Consider the following 18,816-nt stretch of genomic DNA (forward strand, 5'->3'; position numbering starts at 1 on the left):
CCCGGACGGCTCGCTGATGGAGTTCATCAGCGAGCCGTCCGGGTCTCGGAAATAGACGCTGATGCCGGGCCCCGCGGCGCCGTTGCGCTCTACCGGCCCGCGCTCCACGCTGACGCCGTGGCGGTGGAGATGGGCCATCGCCTCCTCCAGCGTGCCCGGCCAGCGGAAGCAGAGATCGCTGTTGCCGGGCAGGACCGGCTTCGCGGCGAGCGGCTCGGCCACGACGCCCGGGCCGTGGCAGTTCAGCTGCACCCCGCCGAAGCGGTAGGCGAAGCCGGCCCCCCGCTCGATCACCTCGGCGCCGAGCACGTCGTGGTAGAAGGCGGTGGAGCGCGCCCAGTCCGAGACGTGGATCACGCAATGGTCGAGATGGACCGCCGGCCGGGTCGGAATCTCGGGAACGGCTGATGCCGGTTCGCCCTCGATCTGGGGCGAAGCGCTCTCCGGAAGGATCTCGGTCACGGGCATCGGACGGCTCCAGAACAGGTCTCGCGGGACGAGATAGGGCGGCCCGCGGGATCAGTCTTCGGGCCGGCGCCGCGCTGTTTCGGTGGCCGCTTCACGTCCGCGTGCGGCGCAAAAGCTACATCCCGGGCCGGACGGAGGGGCTAGTCAGGGCCTCCACGACGAAGCCCGCAAGGTATAAACCCATGCTCGCCCGCCGGACTTTCCTTGCCGCCCTCGCGGTCGCGCCGCTCGCTGCCTGCCAGAGCCGCGGCCCCGCGCAGCTCGCCGCGACCGACGAGGAAGCCGCGTGGTACATCGGCACCAAGCCCGACAAGCCGCACGACATCCCGCTGGTCGATACCGGCCGGCTCGACCCGAAATACCGCCGCCAGGTCGTGCGCTACACCGGTCTCGAGGCGCCCGGCACCATCGTGGTCGATATCGACAACCGCCAGCTCACCCTGGTCCAGGCCGAGGGCACGGCGATCCAGTACGGGATCGGCGTGGGCAAGCTCGGCTTCTCGTGGAAGGGCGAGGCCCGGGTCGGCCGCAAGGGCGTCTGGCCGGACTGGAGCCCGACCACAACGATGGTCTCGCTCAACCCCGACCTGCCGCGCACGCTCAAGGGCGGCGTCGACAACCCGCTCGGCGCGCGCGCCCTCTACCTCTACCAGGGCAACCGCGACACGCTGTTCCGCCTGCACGGCACCAACGAGCCCTGGAGCATCGGCGAGCAGATGTCGTCGGGCTGCGTGCGCATGCTCAACGAGGACATCGCCGACCTCTACGAGCGGGTGCCGGTGGGCACGCGGGTGCTGGTGAAGCGCAACGGCCGGTACCGGGTGTAGAGGAACACGGTCCGGCCACGGACCGCCGGTCTATCCTGCCCGCTCCGCCCCCGCGGTGAAGTCCCGCCACAGCAGCACCAGGGCCGCCATCACGGCGGGCCCGAGGAACAGGCCGAGCAGGCCGAAGGTCTCGACGCCGCCCAGGATCCCGAGAAGCACCCAGAGGAAGGGCAGCTTCGTCGTGCCGCCGATCAGGACGGGCCGCACGAAGTGGTCGGCCACGAAGGTGACCACGAAGCCCGAAGCGACCACGACGAGGGCCGGCACGGTCTGGCCCTGGGCGAGCAGCAGCACGGCCGCCAGCCCGAAGGCGACGGGCGCCCCGAACGGGATCATCGCGGCGAGTGCGGTGAGCGCCCCCAGCAGCACCGGGTGCGGCACACCCGCGAAGTGGTAGACGATCCCCAGCAGCACGCCCTCGCCGAGGCCCACCAGCACGAGACCGTCCACCGTGCCGTGCACCGAGGCCACCATCTGCCGGGCCACCCGCTCGCCGCGCGGCCCGAACAGGCGGTTGCAGGCGGTGAGCGCCTGGTCGCGCACCGCGTCGCGCTCCCGGAACAGGAAGAACAGGGCGAGCAGGCTGAAGCCGAACAGCACCGCGCGGTGCACCACCTCGCGCCCGAGATTGCGCGAGACGCCCAGCACCCGGCCGTTGTCGATGCGGTGCAGGAGCTCCGAGGCCGCCTCGGGGTGCCCGAAGGTCCGGCCCCACCAGGCCGAGGCCTGGGCGGCGCCGAAGGGCAGGTGGTTCAGGAACTCGGGCGCCGGAATCCCCTGGCGCTCGGCGGAGCGGACGAAGTCCAGGACGTCGTGGGCCTCGCGCGCGGCCTCGATGCCGAGGACCACCAGGGGCCCCAGGATGACCAGGGCGACCAGCAGGGTGGCGAGCCCCGGCAGCAAGATGTTGTGCCGGTCGCGGGGCAGGCCGCGCTCGGCGCGGTCGTAGAGCGGCCCGAGCGCGATCACCAGGACCACGGCCCAGGCGAGCGCCGGCAGGAAGCCGTGCAGGATCCAGAGACCGAGACCCGCGAGCACCAGGACGAGGCCGGTGCGGGCGACCCCTTGCGCGCGCGGGCTCCGCGTCGGCGCCGCGGCACCGGGATCGCGCGCGACGGGATCAGTCCCGGGCCGGGCGATCACCTTCGAGTCCATCGCACATCCCTCCGAACGCCACACGCTGAGGATTTAGGACGGGAGGCCGCCTCCGGTATCGCCCGCGCTGCCGAAACATCCCGCGGAATCTTCACGAAACCGACACGGTTGCCCCTCCGGAACCCCTCGTGTAGAGGTCGCGCCCATCCGAAGGGGCCCGGGCGCGGCCCCGCAACGCGTTGGCTTGGGCAGGCGGGGACGAGCGCGGGGGCGGCGTCGCCCATCGGTCCCGCGAGGTCCCGCGCGATGCAGAACACCTGACTGAATCGGCGAGAACGCATGTCTGAGCCCCAGAACGGCAGCACGGCCACCTTCGAGCGCGTGGCCGACATCATCGCCGAGACCGCCGACATCCCGCGCGAGAAGATCACGCCCGAGAGCCACGCCATCGACGATCTCGGCATCGACAGCCTCGCCTTCCTCGACATCGCCTTCGCGGTCGACAAGGCCTTCGGGATCAAGCTGCCGCTGGAGCGCTGGACCCAGGAGGTCAACGAGGGCAAGGTCCCGGCCGAGGAGTACTTCGTGCTGAAGAACCTCTGCGCCCGCATCGACGCGCTGGTGGCCGAGAAGGCCGCCAAGGCCTGATACGCAGCGAATAGACCGCCATGCGCCTCGAATATTTCGAGATGATCGATTCCGTGCGGCTGCTCGACCGGGCGGCGGGGCGGATCGAGGCGCTGGCGCGGGTGCCGGACGCCAGCCCCGTTTTCGAGGGGCATTTCCCGGGCTACCCGCTGGTACCGGGCGTGCTGCTCACCGAGACCATGGCGCAGGCCTCCGGGTATCTCGTGCTCGCCCATCTCGACTTCGCGCTGATGCCGTTCCTGATGGCGGTCGACAAGGCACGCTTCCGCTCCTTCGTCGGCCCGGGCGCCGAGCTCATCGTCGCGGCGAGCCTCGTCCATGACGGCTCGGGTTACGCCGTCACCAAGGCCTCGATCCGGCACGGGGACAAGGCGCTCGCCGACGCGGAGCTGCGCTTCCGTACCATGCCATTCCCCGAGGCGCTCGACGGGCTGATGCGCGCGCGCGCGAGAGAGATCGGCCTGACCGACGCGCCCGGCCCGGTCGATGCCGGCCCGAGCGAGCCGCGCCCATGACCCTCCGGACGACACGCCAGATGACCCGTGACGTCGTCGTCACCGGCCTCGGCCTCGTCTCCTGCCGGGGGGAGGGGGTGGCCGCGCATCTCGCCGCCCTGGAGGCCGGCACGGCGCCCGCCACCGACACGGAGCGCTTCGCGCCCTACGCGGTCCACCCGGCCCCCGCCATCGCCTGGGACGGGCAGATCCCGAAGAAGTCCGACCAGCGCCAGATGGAGGCGTGGCAGCGCCTCGGCGTCTACGCGGCGGGCCTCGCCCTCGACGCGGCCGGCGTGAAGGACGATGCGGCCTTCAAGCAGGGCCTCCACCTCGTGGTTTCGGCGGGCGGCGGCGAGCGCGACTACGCGGTCGACGGAGCGATCCTCACGGGCCTGCGCGAGGCCGCGGACCCGGGCGCCTACCTCAACGAGCGGCTGCAGAACGACCTGCGCCCGACCCTGTTCCTGGCCCAGCTCTCGAACCTGCTCGCCGGCAACATCGCCATCGTGCACGGGGTCACGGGCGCGTCCCGCACCTTCATGGGCGAGGAATCCTCCGGCGTGGACGCCCTGCGGATCGGCGCGGCGCGGGTGGCGGCGGGCCAGATCGACGCGGTGCTGGTCGGCGGCTCCTACAACGCCGAGCGCCCCGACGTGATGGTCATCCACGAGATGGGCGGCTACCTGCGCCGCGGCGGCTACGCCCCGGTCTTCGCCCGCGCCGAGGCGCCGGGCTTCGTCCTCGGCAGTTGCGCGGCCTTCCTGCTGCTCGAATCCGCCGCGAGCGCCGCCGCCCGCGGTGCCCGGGCGCTCGCCCGCCTCGCGCCGGTGGCGAGCGACCTGACCCGGCGTGAGCCCGGCCGGGTAGGGGCGAGCCTTGCCGGCCTCTGGTCGGCGGCCGGGATCGCGGGCCCGGACGCGGTGGTCTCGGGCGCCGCCGGCGTCGCCCCGGTCACCGCCGAGGAGGCCGGGGCGCTCACCCGCCTCGCGCCCGGCGTCCCGGTCCACGCGCTGGGCGACCTCGTCGGCCACGGGCTCGAGGTCGTGGCGCCCTTCGGGGCAGCGCTCGCCGCAGCCCTGGTGGCGGAGCGCGGGCTGCGGGAGGTCGCGGTGACGACGGTCGGCCACCGCCGCGGCGAGGGCGTGATGCGGGTGCTGGCGGCGTAGACGGCGCCGCGCGACAAGCGCGGCCCTGGCGCCGCCCTATCCACCGTAGCTCTGCACCAGCGAGCCGGCCACAAGCCCCCAGCCGTCGACCAGCACGAAGAAGATCAGCTTGAACGGCAGCGCCACGCTCGCCGGCGGCACCATCATCATGCCCACCGCCATCAGGACCGAGGCCACCACGAGGTCGATGATCAGGAAGGGGATGAACAGGAGGAAGCCGATCTCGAAGGCCCGGCGCAGCTCCGAGATCATGAAGGCGGGCGTGACGATCTCCAGGCCGACCTGCTCCGGCCCGGCCGGCACCGGAGCCTTGGCGATGTCGAGGAAGAGCTTCAGGTCCTTCTCGCGCACGTTCTTCAGCATGAAGGTCTTGAACGGCGCGGATGCCCGCTCGAAGGCCTGTCCTTGCGTGATCTGGCCGGCGATCAGCGGCTCGATGCCGGCGCGGTAGGCCTCGCGGCCGGTCGGCGCCATCACGAAGGCGGTGAGGAAGAGTGCGAGGCTGATGATCACCGCGGTCGGCGGGGCGGTCTGGGTCCCGAGCGCCGAGCGCAGGAGCGAGAGCACCACCACGATCCGGGTGAAGGCGGTGGCCATCACCAGCACCGAGGGCGCGAGCGCCAGCACCGTGATCAGCGCGACGAGTTGCAGGGCCCGCTCGGTGACGCCGCCGGAGCCGAGATCGACCGTCACGCTCTGCGCGGCGGCGGGCGCGGCCCAGAGGACGGCGAGGAACAGGGCGACCATCGGGCCGGCGAGGGCCGGGTCGGCGGCGCGCGGCCCCGCGCCCGAGCGCCTGCGCGACAAGCCTGTCTCCCGGATCATGCGGGGTATCATGCGCGTCCGTCCGCCCCCGGAGGCCGCACGCTCGCGCGGCGCGCCTCGATGTTCTGCCAGACCAGGAGCGCGGGCAGGCCCAGCGCCACGTCCGGCACGCGCTTGGCCAGGGAGAGCGCGATCGCCGTGTGCGCGTCGATGCCGAACAGGGCGCAGACCACCACGAAGCCGCCCTCCTGCACACCGAGACCGCTCGGCACGGGGAAGGCCGCCGACTTGATCGCCTGGCTCAGCGCCTCGATCACCACCACCTCGGCGAGGCTCGCCTCGACGCCGATGCAGGCCAGCGCGATCCAGATCTCGGCCGCGCCCAGCGTCCAGGCCGCGAGGTGCAGCGCGACGGACTCGGCGAGCCGGCCCCGGCGCCCGCCGTGCCAGACCGCGTCGAGGGCCGCCTGAACGCTTCCCTGCCCGTCCCGGCGCGGCTCCGCCTCGCGCACGAAGCGGCGGGAGAGGCCGGCGATCTTCCCCTCGACGAAGCGGGCGGCGCCTGTGCGCTGCACGGCGAAGAAGGCGGCGAGCACGAGTGCTGCGACGGCGAGCGCCCTGAGCATCCAGCGGGCGAGGTCGGCCGCCGCATCGCCCTCCATGCGGGAGAGGAGCGCGGCGCCGATTCCGGCGAAGAGCGCCTGGGTGCCGACCTGGATCAGCATGTCGGCGAGGATCGAGGCGGCGGCCAGCGCCCCCGTCACGCCCCAGAAGGTGAGGAGGCGCCCGCCCAGCACATCGCCGCCGATCGAGGCGACGGGCAGGAGCACGTTGATGCCCTCGCGCACGTAGCGCAGCACCACGAAGGGGCCGATGCCGAGCGGGGTGAGGCCGTCGAGGATGCGCGCCCAGGCGAGCCCGCACAGGAACACGATGAGGGCCCGCACCAGCACGATGCCGGCGAGCCCGGGGATGCCGATGCGCGCGAAGGCGGCCCCGATCGCCGCGAGATCGTTCGTCGCCACCAGCCAGGCGGCGAGGCCGAGGCCCGCCAGCGTGCCGATGAGCGGCAGGCGGCGCAGCAGGGCGCGGCCGAGCCCCTGTCGGGCGGCGGCGGTCACGGTACGGTCCGGCGCGGCCGCGCGGCGCGGCCCGGCAATCTCGGGGAGGAGGTCACTGCGGCGCTCGCTCACGCGGGGGCGCCGCGATCCGTCGCGGACGCGTCCCCCGGACGGGCGCCTAGCTTCCCATTGGGGCCGAAATCGGGGCCGAACGCCGGAAAGGCGGCGGCCGGGTCCCGCGGATCGAGGAGCAGCACGCGTCCGGCCGCCGCGCTGGCGCCGGTGGCGACCGCCAGCATCCGCTTCGGACAGGGCCCGAGGCAACCGCACTCCACGATCCGGGGCTTGAGGGCCTTCTTCCCCTCGAGTCCCGGATGCGTCGCGCGGAAGCCGGCTTTGGCGAGCGCCCGCGCCTGACCCTTGGTGAGACCCTGGCGCTTGGCGCATTTGCGGCAGACCAGCAGCACCTCGGCGAACTTGGCCTTGGCGGTCCGGACCTCGGAGGTCCGAACTTCGGGAGGGAGGGTCTCGCGTGGGGTGCTCTCGTGCATCGCGCCGGGGTACTGCGCGGGGCGGGCGGCGTGCAACGGCCACGTCGCCGCTGCCCAGGCGCCCGCCCCTGCGCTATCACTGCGCCTGTCCCTCCGAGCCCGCGCATGGTCAGCCCCGGACAGGCCTCACGCCTTAAAAAGGGCCGAAAAGCGCAGGACTTCCCGGATCGGACGATCGCGGCGGCGCCCACCCGCGCCGGACCACCGAGGCGGCACCAGGACACATCACCGGCATGAGCGTCGACGAGGTCAAGCAGGGCGAGCGGATCCGCGGACTCGTGGATTTCGCGCAGCGCTCGCTGACGGAGCTGCGCCGCGGCGCGGAGACGATCGAGCCGATCCCGGCCGAGCGCGGCCGCGCCCTCGTGCAGCGGGCGCGCGAGCGCCTCGCCTGGACGCGCCTGCCGGGCCTCAGGCCGCCGGACACGCGTCCCGTCAGCTACACCCGCATGCTGCTGCGGCGCTTCGGCCTGTTCGTGGCGCTCCCCACCGCGGTGATCGGCTTCTACCTCTTCGCCATCGCCTCGAACCAGTACATCGCCGAGGCGAAGTTCGCGGTGCGCGGCAACGTCGAGCCGATGGAGCACTCGAACCTCGGCGAGTTCGCCGCGCTGATCCAGAAGCACAACAGCCAGGACAGCTACATCGTCCGCGACTTCATCCGCAGCCAGACCCTGGTCTCGGCGATGGAGAAGAGCGTCGGCCTCTCCAAGATCTTCTCGCGCGGCGAGGCCGACTTCTGGGCCCGCTACAGCGATCCGCAGCCGGTCGAGGAGCTGACCAAGTACTGGCGCCGGCAGGTCGACGCGCATATCGACGCGATCTCGGGCGTGATCCGGCTCTCGGTGCGGACCTTCACCCCGCAGGACTCGCTCACCATCGCGCAGGAGGTCATCACGCGCGCCGAGCGCCTGATCAACGAGATCTCGAGCCGGGCCCAGGCCGACATGCTGGTCCAGGCCCAGAAGGACGCCGAGGCCGCGCAGGAGCGGCTGCGCACCGCGCATCTCGCCCTCCAGCGCTTCCGCAACAGCTGGGGCATCATCGATCCGCTCAAGGCGGCGGAATCGACCATGACGACGATGCTCACCCTGCGGCGGGACAAGATCAAGGCCGAGAACGACCTCCAGGTGCTGCGGGCCTCGAACCTCGATGAGAAGTCGCGCTCGATCCAGGTGCTGGTGGCCAACGTGGCGGCGATCGACCAGCAGATGAAGGACCTGCAGGCCCAGCTCACCCGCGACGGGCTCGGCCAGGATGGCTCGCCGACCATGGCCAACGCCCTGCTGGAATACGAGGGCCTGATGGTGGAGCGCACCATCGCCGAGAAGCTGCACGAATCGGCCAGCAACATGCTCGACCGCGCCCGGGTCTCGGCGGGCAAGCAGCACATCTTCCTGGCCGTGATCGAGCAGCCGGTGCTGCCGACCGACAGCCTCTACCCGCACCGGGGACATGCCCTGTTCGTGGCCTTCTTCTGCTGCGTGCTGGTGTTCTGCTCGTTCTCGCTGATCCTCAGCGGCATCCGCGACCAGCGGATCTGAGGGACGGTATCCGCTCCCCGCGCCTCTCTCCGCGCCTGCAGGCCTCACGCATCCGGTATCGGTCGGCGCGATGGGTATCTCTCCCCTCGGCGGGGGAGGGAGGGCGCGCGGAGAGCCCGAGATACCTGGATCCGCCCAGCCTTGCGCGACGGGAAGACTTCCCTCAGAACCCGCTCGGCGGGCTGTCCGTGACGCCGTAGCGGGCGCAGATCGCCTTGAGGCCGCCGCTCTCGATGAGGGCGGCCAGCGCGTCGCCGACCGCGTAGGCGAGATCGCGCGAGTCGGTGCGCACCGCCCCGCCGAGGTCCCAGCGCGACTTCACGAGGCCGCCGAGCGCGATCTCGGTCAGCGCGACGTCGTCGCGCCCCGCCTCACCGGCCGCGAACAGCGCGCCCTCGATGCCTGCCCGGGTGCCGGCCAGGATCGGGGCCTCGCCCGCCAGGAAGGCGCGCGCCGCCTCCTCCTGGTTGCGGAAGTGCTTCAGGTTCTGGCGGTAGCGCCCGCCCTCGGCGGTGAGCAGCTGCATGTCGGAGGCGCTCGCCCCCTCGACCGCGACCGCGTGCTCGCCGATGTCGGAGAAGCTCTCGAAGCCTTCCAGCGCCCCGCGCCGCCACGCGAAGGCGAGGCGCTGGGCGAAGTAGGGCCGCACCAGGAAGACCTGCTCGTTGCGCAAGCCCAGCATCTTGTCGTTCGGCACGTGCAGCATCAAGTCGGCGAGCGAACTCCCTGCGAGGTCGCCGCGCCAGAGGTTCAGCCGGAAATCGCCGTCGACGTTCTCGCCCGCATCGACGAGGCGCAGGTCGAGCCGGACCTTCAGCGCCTTGGCCACCGCCTCCGCCACCTCCACGTCGATGCCGACGGGTTTGCCCGCGCGCAGCTCCGAGAAGGGCGCGTTCTCGGCGTAGAGCGCGACCCGGAGCGTGCCCGAGGCCGTGACCTCGTCGAGGGGCCGGGCCGAGACCGGGCCGGAGGCGGGGAGTGCGGCGAGGCCGCCGAGCCCCGCCAGCACCGCGCGTCGCGTGAGCGCCATCGCTACTCTTCGTGCTTGGCTTCGATGTAGGTGCGGATCGCCCACATGGCTTCCTGCGAGAGGATGCCGTCGAAGGCCGGCATCTTGGTCACGCCGTTGATGACCGCCCCGTGCTTCATGCGCTCGACGAAGTACTCGTCGCCCTCCTTGCCGGTCGGCAGGTAGCGCAGGTCGGGGGCCAGCCCGCCCGAGACCAGCTGCAGGCCGTGGCAGCGGGCGCAGTTCTGGTTGTAGCCGGAATCGCCGACCGCGACCGCCTTCTGGTTGCCCCGGTAGGGGTTCTCGGCCTTCCACTCGGAGCCGAGCGGCTCGAGCCCGGCGGTGTCGACGGGCTGGGGCTGCACGTCGCCGTGGCCGAGGGCGCCCCCCGCCGTCAGGGCGAGACCCAGGGCCAGCAGCCCGGCCCGCGCCAGCGTTCCACCTCTCCGCATCCGTTCCTCCCGTTCTTGGCTGGAACGGTTAGCAAGTGCCGGCGGGGAGCCCCATTGTGCTTTGGTACGGCCCATGCCCGACCAGGCACGACAATGTGATGGCCGCGGCCATCAATTCCTATCCTGGGACCGCGTTGTCCCGCCGACGCGCGATCCGGCCCTCGTCCGGCGCGGCGTCGGACAGGGAGGACGACATGCGCACCCTCACGCGTTCCCTGAGGATCGGCCTTTCGGCGGGCCTCGTCGCGGGCCTCGCCGCCCGTGGCGCAGCTCTGGCGGCGAGCCCGCCGGAGCTGGCGGCCAAGGAGACGGCCAAGGAGACGGGCCAGCAGGCGAACTCCGGTACCGCGGCCGACCTGCACAGCCTCGGCCCGACCCAGCCGGCCAAGCTGCAGGACGGGCAGTACACCGACCGGAACGGCGACCCGACCTACCGGGTCACCGAGGGCGGGCGGAAGGTCGATTGGTACACGATGTCCGGCTACGTCAGGTACAGCGCCAACTGCCTGGCCTGCCACGGGCCGGACGGGCTGGGCTCGACCTACGCGCCCTCGCTGGTCGACGCCCTCAAGGGCATGGACTACGCGCACTTCGCCGGCATCGTGGTGGGCGGCAAGCGGGACGTGAGCGCCGCGCAGGAGCTCGTGATGCCGGCCTTCGGCGACAACCGGAACGTCACCTGCTACCTGCCCGACATCTACACCTACCTGCGCGCCCGCGCCGAGGGCGCCCTGGGCCGAAACCGCCCCGCGGAGCACGAGCCGAAGCCCGCCGCCTTCACGAAGGCGGAGGACAGCTGCATGGGGTGATCGACCGGGGTGATCGGCCGGGGTGAGGGCCCAGGGTGCGCGGCCGCCCGGTGCGCGCCCACCCTTGCACCTTGGTCCTATATCCGCGCCCGCGCCCGCCTCCGTATCGTCCCGGCCAACGAGACGCCGGAGCGCGGAGACACGGGCGGGGACGGGGCCGGATGCGGCGGGGGCGGAGCCAGCGGCGTGACGGCCCGAGCGGACGGCTCCTCGTCCGCCTCGTCCTTGCGGCGGGTCTCGTCGGACTGTCCGCCGTGGCCGCCCCGCCGCCGCGCGCCGCCCCGGCGCAGCAGCCCGCGCTCGCGATCCACTACATCGAGCGCCGGGTCGAGCGGCCCAAGCCCCTCAACAACGAGCCGCCGGTGCCGGACGACGCGGGGCGCGCCGGGGCGCAGCTCGGTCTCGCCGACGGCAACGCCACCGGCCGCTTCGTCGGCCTGCGCTTCAGCCTGAAGACCAGCGTGGTCGAGCCGGGGGCCGACCTGCGCGCCGCGGTCTCGGACGGGGAGGGCGCCCGTTTCCTCGTGGTCAACGCGCCGGAGGCCGACCTCCTGGCGCTCGCCGACATGCCGGAGACCCGCGACGCGGTGCTGCTCAACGTCGGCGCGCCGGACGTCGCCTTGCGCGACCGCGAATGCCGGGCCCGGCTGCTGCACGTGCTGCCGTCCCGCGACATGCTGGCCGACGCGCTGGTGCAGCTCCTGGCCTTCAAGCGCTGGACCCGGATCCTGCTGGTGCAGGGGCCGAGCGCCGGCGACGCGGCCTACGCCGAGGCTCTGCGCCGCAGCGCTCGCAAGTTCGGGGCGCGGATCGTGGCGGAATCGACCTTCGACGCCCGCGGGGCGGACCTGCGCGACTCGGCGCTGCGCGAGTTCGCCCTCGTCACCCGCGGTCCCGAGCACGACGTCGTCGCGGTCGCCGACGAGGCCGGCGAGTTCGGGCCGAACCTCGTCTACAACACGGCCTCGCCCCGCCCCGTCGTCGGCACGCAGGGGCTGAGCCCCGCCGCCTGGGGACGCCCAGTCGAGGCCTGGGCCGCCGTGCAGCTGCAGGAGCGCTTCGCCAAGCTGGCGCACCGCCCGATGGGACCGGTCGATTGGGCCGGCTGGATGGCGGTGCACGCGGTGACGGAGGCGGCGACGCAGCTCAGATCTGCCGACCCGGAGGCGGTGCGCCGCCTGCTCCTGTCCGAGACCTTCGAGGTCGGCGGCTTCAAGGGGCGGCCGCTGAGCTTCCGCGCCTGGAACGGGCAGTTGCGCCAGCCGGTCTTCGTGCTCTGGCCCGGCGCCGTGGTGGCCGCCGCCCCCGTCGAGGGCTTCCTGCACCGGCGCACCGAACTCGACACGCTCGGGCTCGACGCGCCCGAGAGCGCCTGCCGCGCCTTCGGAGGCTCCCGATGATCCGCCCTACGCTGCTCGCCCTCGCTCTCCTCACCGGCGCCGCGCAGGCCGAGGAGATCTTCGTCTCGAACGAGCGCGACAACACCGTCTCGGTGATCGACAGCCGCGACTGGAGCGTGACCCGCACCTTCGCGGTCGGCCGGCGCCCGCGCGGCCTCACCTTCTCGCCGGACGGGCGCCGCCTCTACGTCTGCGCGAGCGATTCGGATGCCGTGCAGGTGATCGACCCCGACACGGGCAAGCTCCTGCACGACCTGCCCTCGGGCGAGGACCCGGAGCAGTTCGCGCTGGCCCCGGACGGCCGCACCCTGTTCATCGCCAACGAGAACAACGCCACCACGACGGTGGTCGACGCCGAGGCGCGCAAGGTGCTCGCCCAGATCGACGTTGGCATCGAGCCCGAGGGCATGGCGGTGAGCCCGGACGGCAGCCTCGCGGTGACGACCTCCGAGACCACCAACATGGTGCACTGGATCGACACCAGGACGCTGCAGGCGATCGACGCGACCCCCGTCGGCCAGCGCCCGCGCCACGCCGAGTTCACCCGCGACGGCCGGACGCTCTGGGTCTCCTCCGAGATCGGCGGCACGGTCGCGGTGATCGACGTGGCGACGCGCCAGGTGGTCGAGACGATCGAGTTCGCGATCAAGGGGATCTCGGCCGACCGCATCCAGCCGGTCGGCATCACCCTCACGGAGGACGGCGCCACCGCCTTCGTGGCGCTCGGGCCCTCGGACCGGGTCGCGGTGGTCGACACGCGCAGCCGCAAGGTCACGGCCTACATCCTGGTCGGGCGCCGGGTCTGGCACGTGGCGATGCTGCCGGGCGGGCGGGAGCTCGTCACCACCAACGGCGTCTCGGGCGACGTCACGGTGATCGACGCTGCCGCGCTCAAGGCCGTGCGCAGCGTGAAGGTCGGGCGCTATCCCTGGGGCGCGGCGGTGCGGCCCAAGCCGGGCGCCGCGCCCCCTGAGGGGCGGACCGCCGGGGGCGGGGAGTGAGAGCGGTGCGCCTCGCCGCGGCCTTCCTCGCCCTCCTCCTCACCCTCCTCGCATCCGCCCCCGCCCGCGCCGGCAGCCTCGACCGCGCCGGCATCGAGCGGCACTTCCCCGCCCCGCTCGTCGTCGGCGAGCGCGACGACAAGCTCCCCGTCTGGCCGATCCTGAAGCAGGAGGCGGGCGCCTACGAACTCTTCGCCTACGCCTTCGAGTCGATCGACTTCGCGGCGATCCCGGGCTTCGGCGGCGTCGCGCCCAACCTCCTGATCGCGCTGGCGCCCGACGGCACCTTCCGGGACGCGCGGGTGCTCACCCACCACGAGCCGGTCTTCCTCGAAGGGCTCGGCTCGGAGCCGCTCTTCGCCTTCGTCGAGCAGTATGTCGGGCTCTCGGCCCGGCGGGCGATCCGGGTCGGGCGGCCGAACGCGCGGGCGGGCGGCGCCCCGCCCCAGACCACGGTCGACGGCATCAGCATGGCCACCGCCTCGACCCGGGTGATCAACGAGACGATGCTCTCCGCCGCCCTCGCGGTCGCCCGGGCCAAGCTGGGCTTCGGGGCCGGCGCGGTCGGCCTGAAGGTCGAGCCGCGGCCCGAGGCCGAGGCGCTCGACGTCGCGGAGCTGGAGCGCCGCGGCTGGCTCCTGCGCTTCACCCTGTCCCAGGAGGCGGCCGACCGGGCCTTCGCGGGCACCGGCCTCGAAGGGGCCGACCCGGGAGAGGAGCCCTTCGCGGATCTCAGGATCGCCTATCTCAACGTACCGACGATCGGCCGCGCGGTCCTGGGGGAGGCGGCCTACGGGCGGCTGATGCGGGAGCTCGCGGGCGACCACGCCGTGCTGGTGGCGAGCGCCGGCCGCTGGAGCCCGATCCCCGACGACTTCGTGCTCGGCTCGATCCCCGAGCGGCTCGGCGTCCAGCAGGGCGGCCTCGCGCTCGCCGCCCGCGACATGGCCTGGGAGCGGCGCGACCTCGCCCCCTCCCTGCCGCCCGGCCCCTGGACCCTCCTGCGCATCGGCGAGGCGGCGGGCTTCGACCCTTCCGCCCCCTGGACGCTCGTCCTCCGGCTAGCCCGCCAGCGCGGCCAGATCCTCCCCGAGACGGTCACCCGCGAGGTCGAGGTCGCCTACCGGCTGCCGCCGGACCTGTTCGTGCGGCAGGCGCCCGATACCGGCCCGCACTGGAGCGACGGCTGGCGGGCGCGGGCGCCGGAACTCGGCGTCATCGCGGCGGCCTTGGCGCTTCTGGTCCCGGTCCTGGCGCGCCAGCGCGGGCTCGTGGCCCGGGCCCGGCCCTTCGGGCGCTTCCGGCTGGCCTATCTGGCCTTCACCCTCGGCTTCATCGGCTGGTACGCGCAGGCGCAACTCTCGGTGGTGACGCTCGCCGGGCTGGCGCGGGCCGCCTCAGGCCGGGGCGACCTCGCCTTCCTGCTCTACGACCCGCCCTCGCTGCTGCTCTGGGGCTTCGTGCTCGCCACGCTCCTCGTCTGGGGGCGGGGCACCTTCTGCGGCTGGCTCTGCCCGTTCGGCGCCCTGCAGGAATTGGCTGCGCGCTTGGCTGCCCCCTTGCGCATCCGCCAGATCACCGTGCCGCCGCGCCTCGACCGGCACTTGAGGAACCTGAAATACGGGGTGCTGGCCGCGATCCTGGTGACCGCCGCCCTGGGCTTGCCCGCGACCGACAGCCTCGCGGAGGTCGAGCCCTTCAAGACGGCGATCACCCTGTACTTCTGGCGCAGCCTCCCCTTCGTCCTCTACGGGGCCGGGCTGATCGTCCTCAACCTCTTCGTCTACAAGGGCTTCTGCCGCTACCTCTGCCCGCTCGGAGCGGCGCTGGCCGTGCTCGGGCGGCTGCGCCTCCTCGACTGGATCCCGCGCCGGCCGGAATGCGGCAGCCCCTGCCAGCTCTGCCGGGTGCGCTGCCGCTACGGCGCGATCGATGCGCGGGGCCGGGTCGATTATCCCGAGTGCTTCCAGTGCATGGACTGCGTCACCATCGTGCACGACCCGGGGCAGTGCGTGCCGCAGGTCCTGGCGCGGCGCCGCCAGGCCGCCCACACCCGTCCCGCCACGCTCGCGGAGGTCGCATGAGCACCCGGCCTTCCCTCGCCCGCCGCCGCCTGCTGCTCGGCGGCCTCGGCGGTCTGGCGGCGCTCGCGGCCGGGCCCGCGGCCTTCCGGGCGATGGCCCAGGCCCAGGGCCTGCGGACGGCCACCCGGGCCGGCCTCGCCTTCGGCACGACCGTCTCGCTCACCCTGGTCCATGCCGACGCCGCCGTGATCGAGGCGGCCCTGCACGACGGCTTCGCGGCGATCCGCGCGGTCGAGGCGGCGGGCAGCCTGTACCGGCCGGACAGCGCGCTGGCCCGCCTCAACCGGGACGGCCGGCTCGCCGACCCCGATCCGCTGCTCGCGGAGATGCTGCGCTTCGCCCTCGACCTCGCGGCGGCGAGCGGGGGCGCCTTCGATCCGACCGTGCAGCCGCTCTGGACCCTCTGGGCGGAGACGGCTGCGCGGGGGGAGCGCCCCTCGCGGACCGCGCTCGCGGAGACGCTCGGGCGCGTCGGCTGGCGCGCCGTGGCCCTGTCCGAGGCCGGAATCCGGCTGCGGCCCGGTACCGCGCTCACCCTGAACGGCCTGCTGCAGGGCTACGCCGCCGACCGGGTGATGGCGGCGCTCCGGGCGCGGGGCATCGCGCACGCCTTCGTGGATACGGGGGAGTTCGGCGCGCAGGGCGCGCACGCGGACGGCGCGCCCTGGCGGCTCGGGCTCGCGGGCCCGCGCCGGGGCGATCCGCTCGCGGCGGTGATCGCGCCCTTCACGGGCTTCGCGGCGACCTCGGGGGACGACGCCACGGCCTTCTCGGCGGACCGGCGCGACCACCACATCTTCGATCCCGCCACCGGCACCTCGCCGCGGGCGCTCTCCGCCGTGACGGTGACGGCCCCGAGCGGGCTCCTGGCCGACGCCCTCTCGACCGCCGCCTTCGTGCTCGGCGAGGCGGCGGGCGCGGCGCTCGTCGCGCGCTACCCGGGCTGCGCGGCGCGGTTCACCCCGAAGGTGGCGTGAGCCGGCGTTGAGATAATCGCGTCGGCGGCGGCGGATGCCCTACTTGTCGTACTTCACATACGCGAAGCGCGGGTCGGTCGGGGTGCCCTCCAGCGGGCCGCCCTCGGCGCCGGGCTGCCAGCCCACCACCTCCTCGATCTTGGCGGCCAGCGCGAAATCCTTGTCGGTGATGCCCTTGGCGGCATGGTTCATCAGCCGCACCTCGACCCAGGCGTAGGAGGCGGTGAGGTCCGGGTGGTGCCAGGCGGCCTCGGCAAGGTGGCCCACCGTGTTGATCACCATCAGCGTGCTCTTCCAGCCCGCCGTCTTGTAGGTGCGCCGGATCCAGCCGTCCTCGTAGCGCCAGGCCGGCAGCTCGGCCTTCAGCCGCGCCTCGATCGTCGCGTCGTCCAGGGCTCCCTCGCGCCGCTCGCTCATCGTCCGCTCCTCCGCTGCGTTGTCCCGAGCGTGCCGCGGGCGCGCCTCGCGCGCAAGGCGGCGCCGCAGCTGAAGCCGGGGGTGCGGCGCAGGCGCCCGCCTTTGCCCCTCCCGGCCCGTTGCCGATGGACGCGGTGGGGCGAGCACCCTATGACTTTTTGGCAATGGCACCGGGGGCCGCACGCGCGCGAAGCTCGCGAGCGGGATCCGGCCTCGAAGAACCGCGAACACCCAGGGAGAAGGCGCCATGCTGTCACGGCGCGGATTGCTCGCCGCCGCGGCGCTCGCTGCCCTGGCCGCGCGTCCGGTCTCGCCCGCCCGGGCGGGCACCCCCGTGTTCCGCCTCGGCAGCCTGCCCTTCGGCACGGTCGCCTGGGAGGCGGCGGTGATCAAGGCCCGCGGCCTCGACACGGCCAACGGCTTCAGCCTCGAGGTGGTCAAGCTCGCCGGCAACGACGCGGCTCGCATCGCCTTCATGGGCGGCCAGGTCGACGCCATCGTGGGCGACCTGCTCTGGGCGGCCCGGCTCGGCAACGAGGGCCGGCGGCTGCGCTTCATCCCCTACTCCACCACCGAGGGGGCCGTGATGGTGCCGGAGGGAAGCTCCATCCGCGGCCTGAAGGATCTGGCCGGCAAGCGCCTCGGCGTGGCGGGCGGCCCCCTCGACAAGAACTGGCTGCTGCTCAAGGCCCAGGCCCGGGACGCGGCCGGGCTCGACCTCGAATCGGGGGCGGACCTCGCCTACGGCGCGCCGCCCCTGATCACCCTGAAGCTGGAGCAGGGCGCGCTCGACGCCGCGCTCACCTACTGGACCTACTGCGCCCGGCTCGAGGCCAAGGGCTTCCGCCGGGTGATCGGGGCCGACGACATCATGCGGGCCTTCGGGGCGACGGGCTCCGTCGCGCTGATCGGCTACCTCGTGGAGGGCGCCACGGTGGAGGGCCGGCCGGAGCTGGTGGCGGGCTTCGCCCGCGCCTCGCGCGCCGCCAAGGACATGCTGGCCTCCGACGCCGCGACCTGGGAAATCGTGCGGCCCCTGATGACGGCCGAGGACGCGGCCACCTTCGAGGCGCTGAAGCGCGAGTTCCTGGCCGGCATCCCGCGCCGGTCCATCGCGGAGGAGCGCGCGGACGGCGAGCGGCTCTACGCGGTGCTGCAGCGGCTCGGCGGCGAGCGCGTCGTCGGCAGCGGGCAGAGCCTGCCGGCCGGGCTCTACTTCGACGGGGGCCGGAATGGCTGAGCGGGCCGGACGGGCGGGGCACCTCCACGCATGACCCTCCCGTGATCCCATCGGCGACGCCTGCCGCATGACGCTTCTCGCGCGCCTCGTCTCGGTGCTGGTGCTGCTCGGCGCCTGGCAGGCGGCGGCCGCGCAGGCCGGCTCGCGCCTGCTGCCGGCGCCGCTCGCGGTCGCCGAGTTCATCGCCCAGGAGGCGGCCCGCGGCGACCTGTTCCACAATGTCGGCGTCACGCTCCTGCGCGTCGCGATCTCCTTCGCGCTCGCGATGAGCCTCGGCGTGCTCCTCGGCGTCGCGCTCGGGCGGATCCGGGCGCTCGACGCCGTGCTCGACACGCCGCTCCTCGTGCTCCTCAACACGCCGGCCCTCGTCATCACGGTGCTGGCCTACATCTGGGTCGGGCTCACCGAGAGCGCGGCGATCCTGGCGGTGGTGCTCAACAAGCTGCCGAACGTCGCCGTCATCCTGCGCGAGGGCGCGCGCGAGCTCGACCCAGGGCTCCAGGAGATGGCCCGCACCTACCGCTTCGACCGCCGCACCTGGATCGCCCACGTGCTGGTGCCCCAGCTCCAGCCCTACGTGGTGGCCGCCGCCCGCTCCGGCCTCTCGCTCGCCTGGAAGATCGTCCTGGTGATCGAGCTGCTCGGGCGCCCCGATGGGGTCGGCTTCGCCATCAACTTCTACTTCGTGCAGAGCACGAACGTCGCGGCGATCCTCGGCTACAGCATCGTCTTCATGAGCGTGATGATCGCGGTCGATATCCTCGTCCTGCAGCGGATCCAGGCCCATGTCCGCCGGAGGCGATAG

20 protein-coding genes are annotated in these 18,816 nt (G+C 73.2%); 12 read left to right on the top strand and 8 right to left on the bottom strand.

Annotated features, from left to right (window positions below):
• Positions 1-468: VOC family protein (locus tag MFF54_RS21700; RefSeq protein ID WP_238306344.1), on the bottom strand; the 468-nt coding region annotated here is incomplete at its 3' end.
• Positions 469-650: 182 nt separating this feature from the next.
• Between MFF54_RS21700 and MFF54_RS21705 the strand changes: the two genes are divergently transcribed.
• Positions 651-1,295 (top strand): L,D-transpeptidase, encoded by a 645-nt coding sequence (locus tag MFF54_RS21705; protein WP_238306345.1) that lies wholly within the window; start codon positions 651-653, stop codon positions 1,293-1,295.
• 30 nt (positions 1,296-1,325) lie between these two features.
• Here MFF54_RS21705 and MFF54_RS21710 read toward each other — a convergent pair whose 3' ends face one another.
• Positions 1,326-2,450, bottom strand: coding sequence for an AI-2E family transporter (locus tag MFF54_RS21710; protein WP_238306346.1), 1,125 nt, complete (start codon positions 2,448-2,450; stop codon positions 1,326-1,328).
• A 279-nt stretch (positions 2,451-2,729) separates the two neighbouring features.
• Between MFF54_RS21710 and MFF54_RS21715 the strand changes: the two genes are divergently transcribed.
• From MFF54_RS21715 to MFF54_RS21725, 3 genes are read left to right on the top strand one after another with little or no spacing between them, the layout of a single operon-like run.
• Positions 2,730-3,038, top strand: coding sequence for an acyl carrier protein (locus MFF54_RS21715; RefSeq protein ID WP_066918869.1), 309 nt, complete (start codon positions 2,730-2,732; stop codon positions 3,036-3,038).
• A 20-nt stretch (positions 3,039-3,058) separates the two neighbouring features.
• Positions 3,059-3,553: a 3-hydroxyacyl-ACP dehydratase FabZ family protein gene (locus tag MFF54_RS21720; RefSeq protein WP_238306347.1), complete on the top strand. Its 495-nt coding sequence runs from the start codon at positions 3,059-3,061 to the stop codon at positions 3,551-3,553.
• A gap of 20 nt (positions 3,554-3,573) precedes the next feature.
• Positions 3,574-4,701: a beta-ketoacyl-ACP synthase gene (locus MFF54_RS21725; RefSeq protein ID WP_238306348.1), complete on the top strand. Its 1,128-nt coding sequence runs from the start codon at positions 3,574-3,576 to the stop codon at positions 4,699-4,701.
• Positions 4,702-4,737: 36 nt separating this feature from the next.
• Here the strand turns inward: MFF54_RS21725 and fliP are convergent, their stop codons facing one another.
• The 3 genes from fliP to MFF54_RS21740 form a co-directional block, all read right to left on the bottom strand.
• Positions 4,738-5,448, bottom strand: a complete 711-nt coding sequence (gene fliP / locus MFF54_RS21730) for a flagellar type III secretion system pore protein FliP (RefSeq protein WP_238306361.1) — start codon at positions 5,446-5,448, stop codon at positions 4,738-4,740.
• Positions 5,449-5,534: 86 nt separating this feature from the next.
• The gene (locus MFF54_RS21735) at positions 5,535-6,659 is read right to left on the bottom strand and encodes a lysylphosphatidylglycerol synthase domain-containing protein (protein ID WP_370880121.1); all 1,125 of its coding nucleotides are present in this window, start codon (positions 6,657-6,659) and stop codon (positions 5,535-5,537) included.
• Positions 6,656-7,114, bottom strand: a complete 459-nt coding sequence (locus MFF54_RS21740) for a hypothetical protein (protein WP_238306349.1) — start codon at positions 7,112-7,114, stop codon at positions 6,656-6,658. The genes MFF54_RS21735 and MFF54_RS21740 overlap by 4 nt, the downstream gene beginning before the upstream one ends.
• A 197-nt stretch (positions 7,115-7,311) precedes the next feature.
• Between MFF54_RS21740 and MFF54_RS21745 the strand changes: the two genes are divergently transcribed.
• Entirely contained in the window at positions 7,312-8,622 is a 1,311-nt protein-coding gene (locus tag MFF54_RS21745; protein WP_238306350.1) for a KpsE/RkpR family capsule polysaccharide export protein, read from the top strand.
• Positions 8,623-8,785: 163 nt separating this feature from the next.
• Here MFF54_RS21745 and MFF54_RS21750 read toward each other — a convergent pair whose 3' ends face one another.
• On the bottom strand, positions 8,786-9,652 hold the full coding sequence (locus MFF54_RS21750) for a substrate-binding periplasmic protein (protein WP_238306351.1): 867 nt from the start codon (positions 9,650-9,652) through the stop codon (positions 8,786-8,788).
• 2 nt (positions 9,653-9,654) lie between these two features.
• On the bottom strand, positions 9,655-10,083 hold the full coding sequence (gene pedF / locus MFF54_RS21755) for a cytochrome c-550 PedF (protein WP_238306352.1): 429 nt from the start codon (positions 10,081-10,083) through the stop codon (positions 9,655-9,657).
• Between the two features lie 194 nt (positions 10,084-10,277).
• On the opposite strand from pedF, the gene MFF54_RS21760 reads away from it, so the two are divergent.
• The 5 genes from MFF54_RS21760 to MFF54_RS21780 all read left to right on the top strand — a co-directional run bounded on the left by MFF54_RS21760 (position 10,278) and on the right by MFF54_RS21780 (position 16,354).
• The gene (locus MFF54_RS21760) at positions 10,278-10,892 is read left to right on the top strand and encodes a c-type cytochrome, methanol metabolism-related (RefSeq protein ID WP_238306353.1); all 615 of its coding nucleotides are present in this window, start codon (positions 10,278-10,280) and stop codon (positions 10,890-10,892) included.
• A 161-nt stretch (positions 10,893-11,053) separates the two neighbouring features.
• Positions 11,054-12,292 carry a lanthanide ABC transporter ABC transporter substrate-binding protein PedA1 gene (pedA1, locus tag MFF54_RS21765; RefSeq protein WP_238306354.1) on the top strand — a complete coding sequence of 413 codons (1,239 nt, stop codon included), beginning with the start codon at positions 11,054-11,056 and terminating at the stop codon, positions 12,290-12,292.
• Complete coding sequence (locus tag MFF54_RS21770; RefSeq protein WP_238306355.1) at positions 12,289-13,293, top strand: PQQ-dependent catabolism-associated beta-propeller protein; 1,005 nt, start codon at positions 12,289-12,291, stop codon at positions 13,291-13,293. Before pedA1 ends, MFF54_RS21770 begins: the two co-directional genes overlap by 4 nt.
• A gap of 5 nt (positions 13,294-13,298) precedes the next feature.
• Positions 13,299-15,377 (top strand): 4Fe-4S binding protein, encoded by a 2,079-nt coding sequence (locus tag MFF54_RS21775; RefSeq protein WP_238306356.1) that lies wholly within the window; start codon positions 13,299-13,301, stop codon positions 15,375-15,377.
• Positions 15,374-16,354 (top strand): FAD:protein FMN transferase, encoded by a 981-nt coding sequence (locus MFF54_RS21780; protein ID WP_238306357.1) that lies wholly within the window; start codon positions 15,374-15,376, stop codon positions 16,352-16,354. Before MFF54_RS21775 ends, MFF54_RS21780 begins: the two co-directional genes overlap by 4 nt.
• Positions 16,355-16,393: 39 nt before the next feature.
• Here MFF54_RS21780 and MFF54_RS21785 read toward each other — a convergent pair whose 3' ends face one another.
• Positions 16,394-16,771 carry a 4a-hydroxytetrahydrobiopterin dehydratase gene (locus MFF54_RS21785; RefSeq protein WP_238306358.1) on the bottom strand — a complete coding sequence of 126 codons (378 nt, stop codon included), beginning with the start codon at positions 16,769-16,771 and terminating at the stop codon, positions 16,394-16,396.
• A 247-nt stretch (positions 16,772-17,018) separates the two neighbouring features.
• On the opposite strand from MFF54_RS21785, the gene MFF54_RS21790 reads away from it, so the two are divergent.
• Both MFF54_RS21790 and MFF54_RS21795 read left to right on the top strand, forming a co-directional pair.
• Positions 17,019-18,011: an ABC transporter substrate-binding protein gene (locus MFF54_RS21790; protein WP_238306359.1), complete on the top strand. Its 993-nt coding sequence runs from the start codon at positions 17,019-17,021 to the stop codon at positions 18,009-18,011.
• 67 nt (positions 18,012-18,078) lie between these two features.
• Complete coding sequence (locus tag MFF54_RS21795) at positions 18,079-18,816, top strand: ABC transporter permease (RefSeq protein WP_238306360.1); 738 nt, start codon at positions 18,079-18,081, stop codon at positions 18,814-18,816.

The sequence above is a fragment of the Methylobacterium gregans genome, assembly GCF_022179245.1.
GTDB lineage: Bacteria > Pseudomonadota > Alphaproteobacteria > Rhizobiales > Beijerinckiaceae > Methylobacterium > Methylobacterium gregans.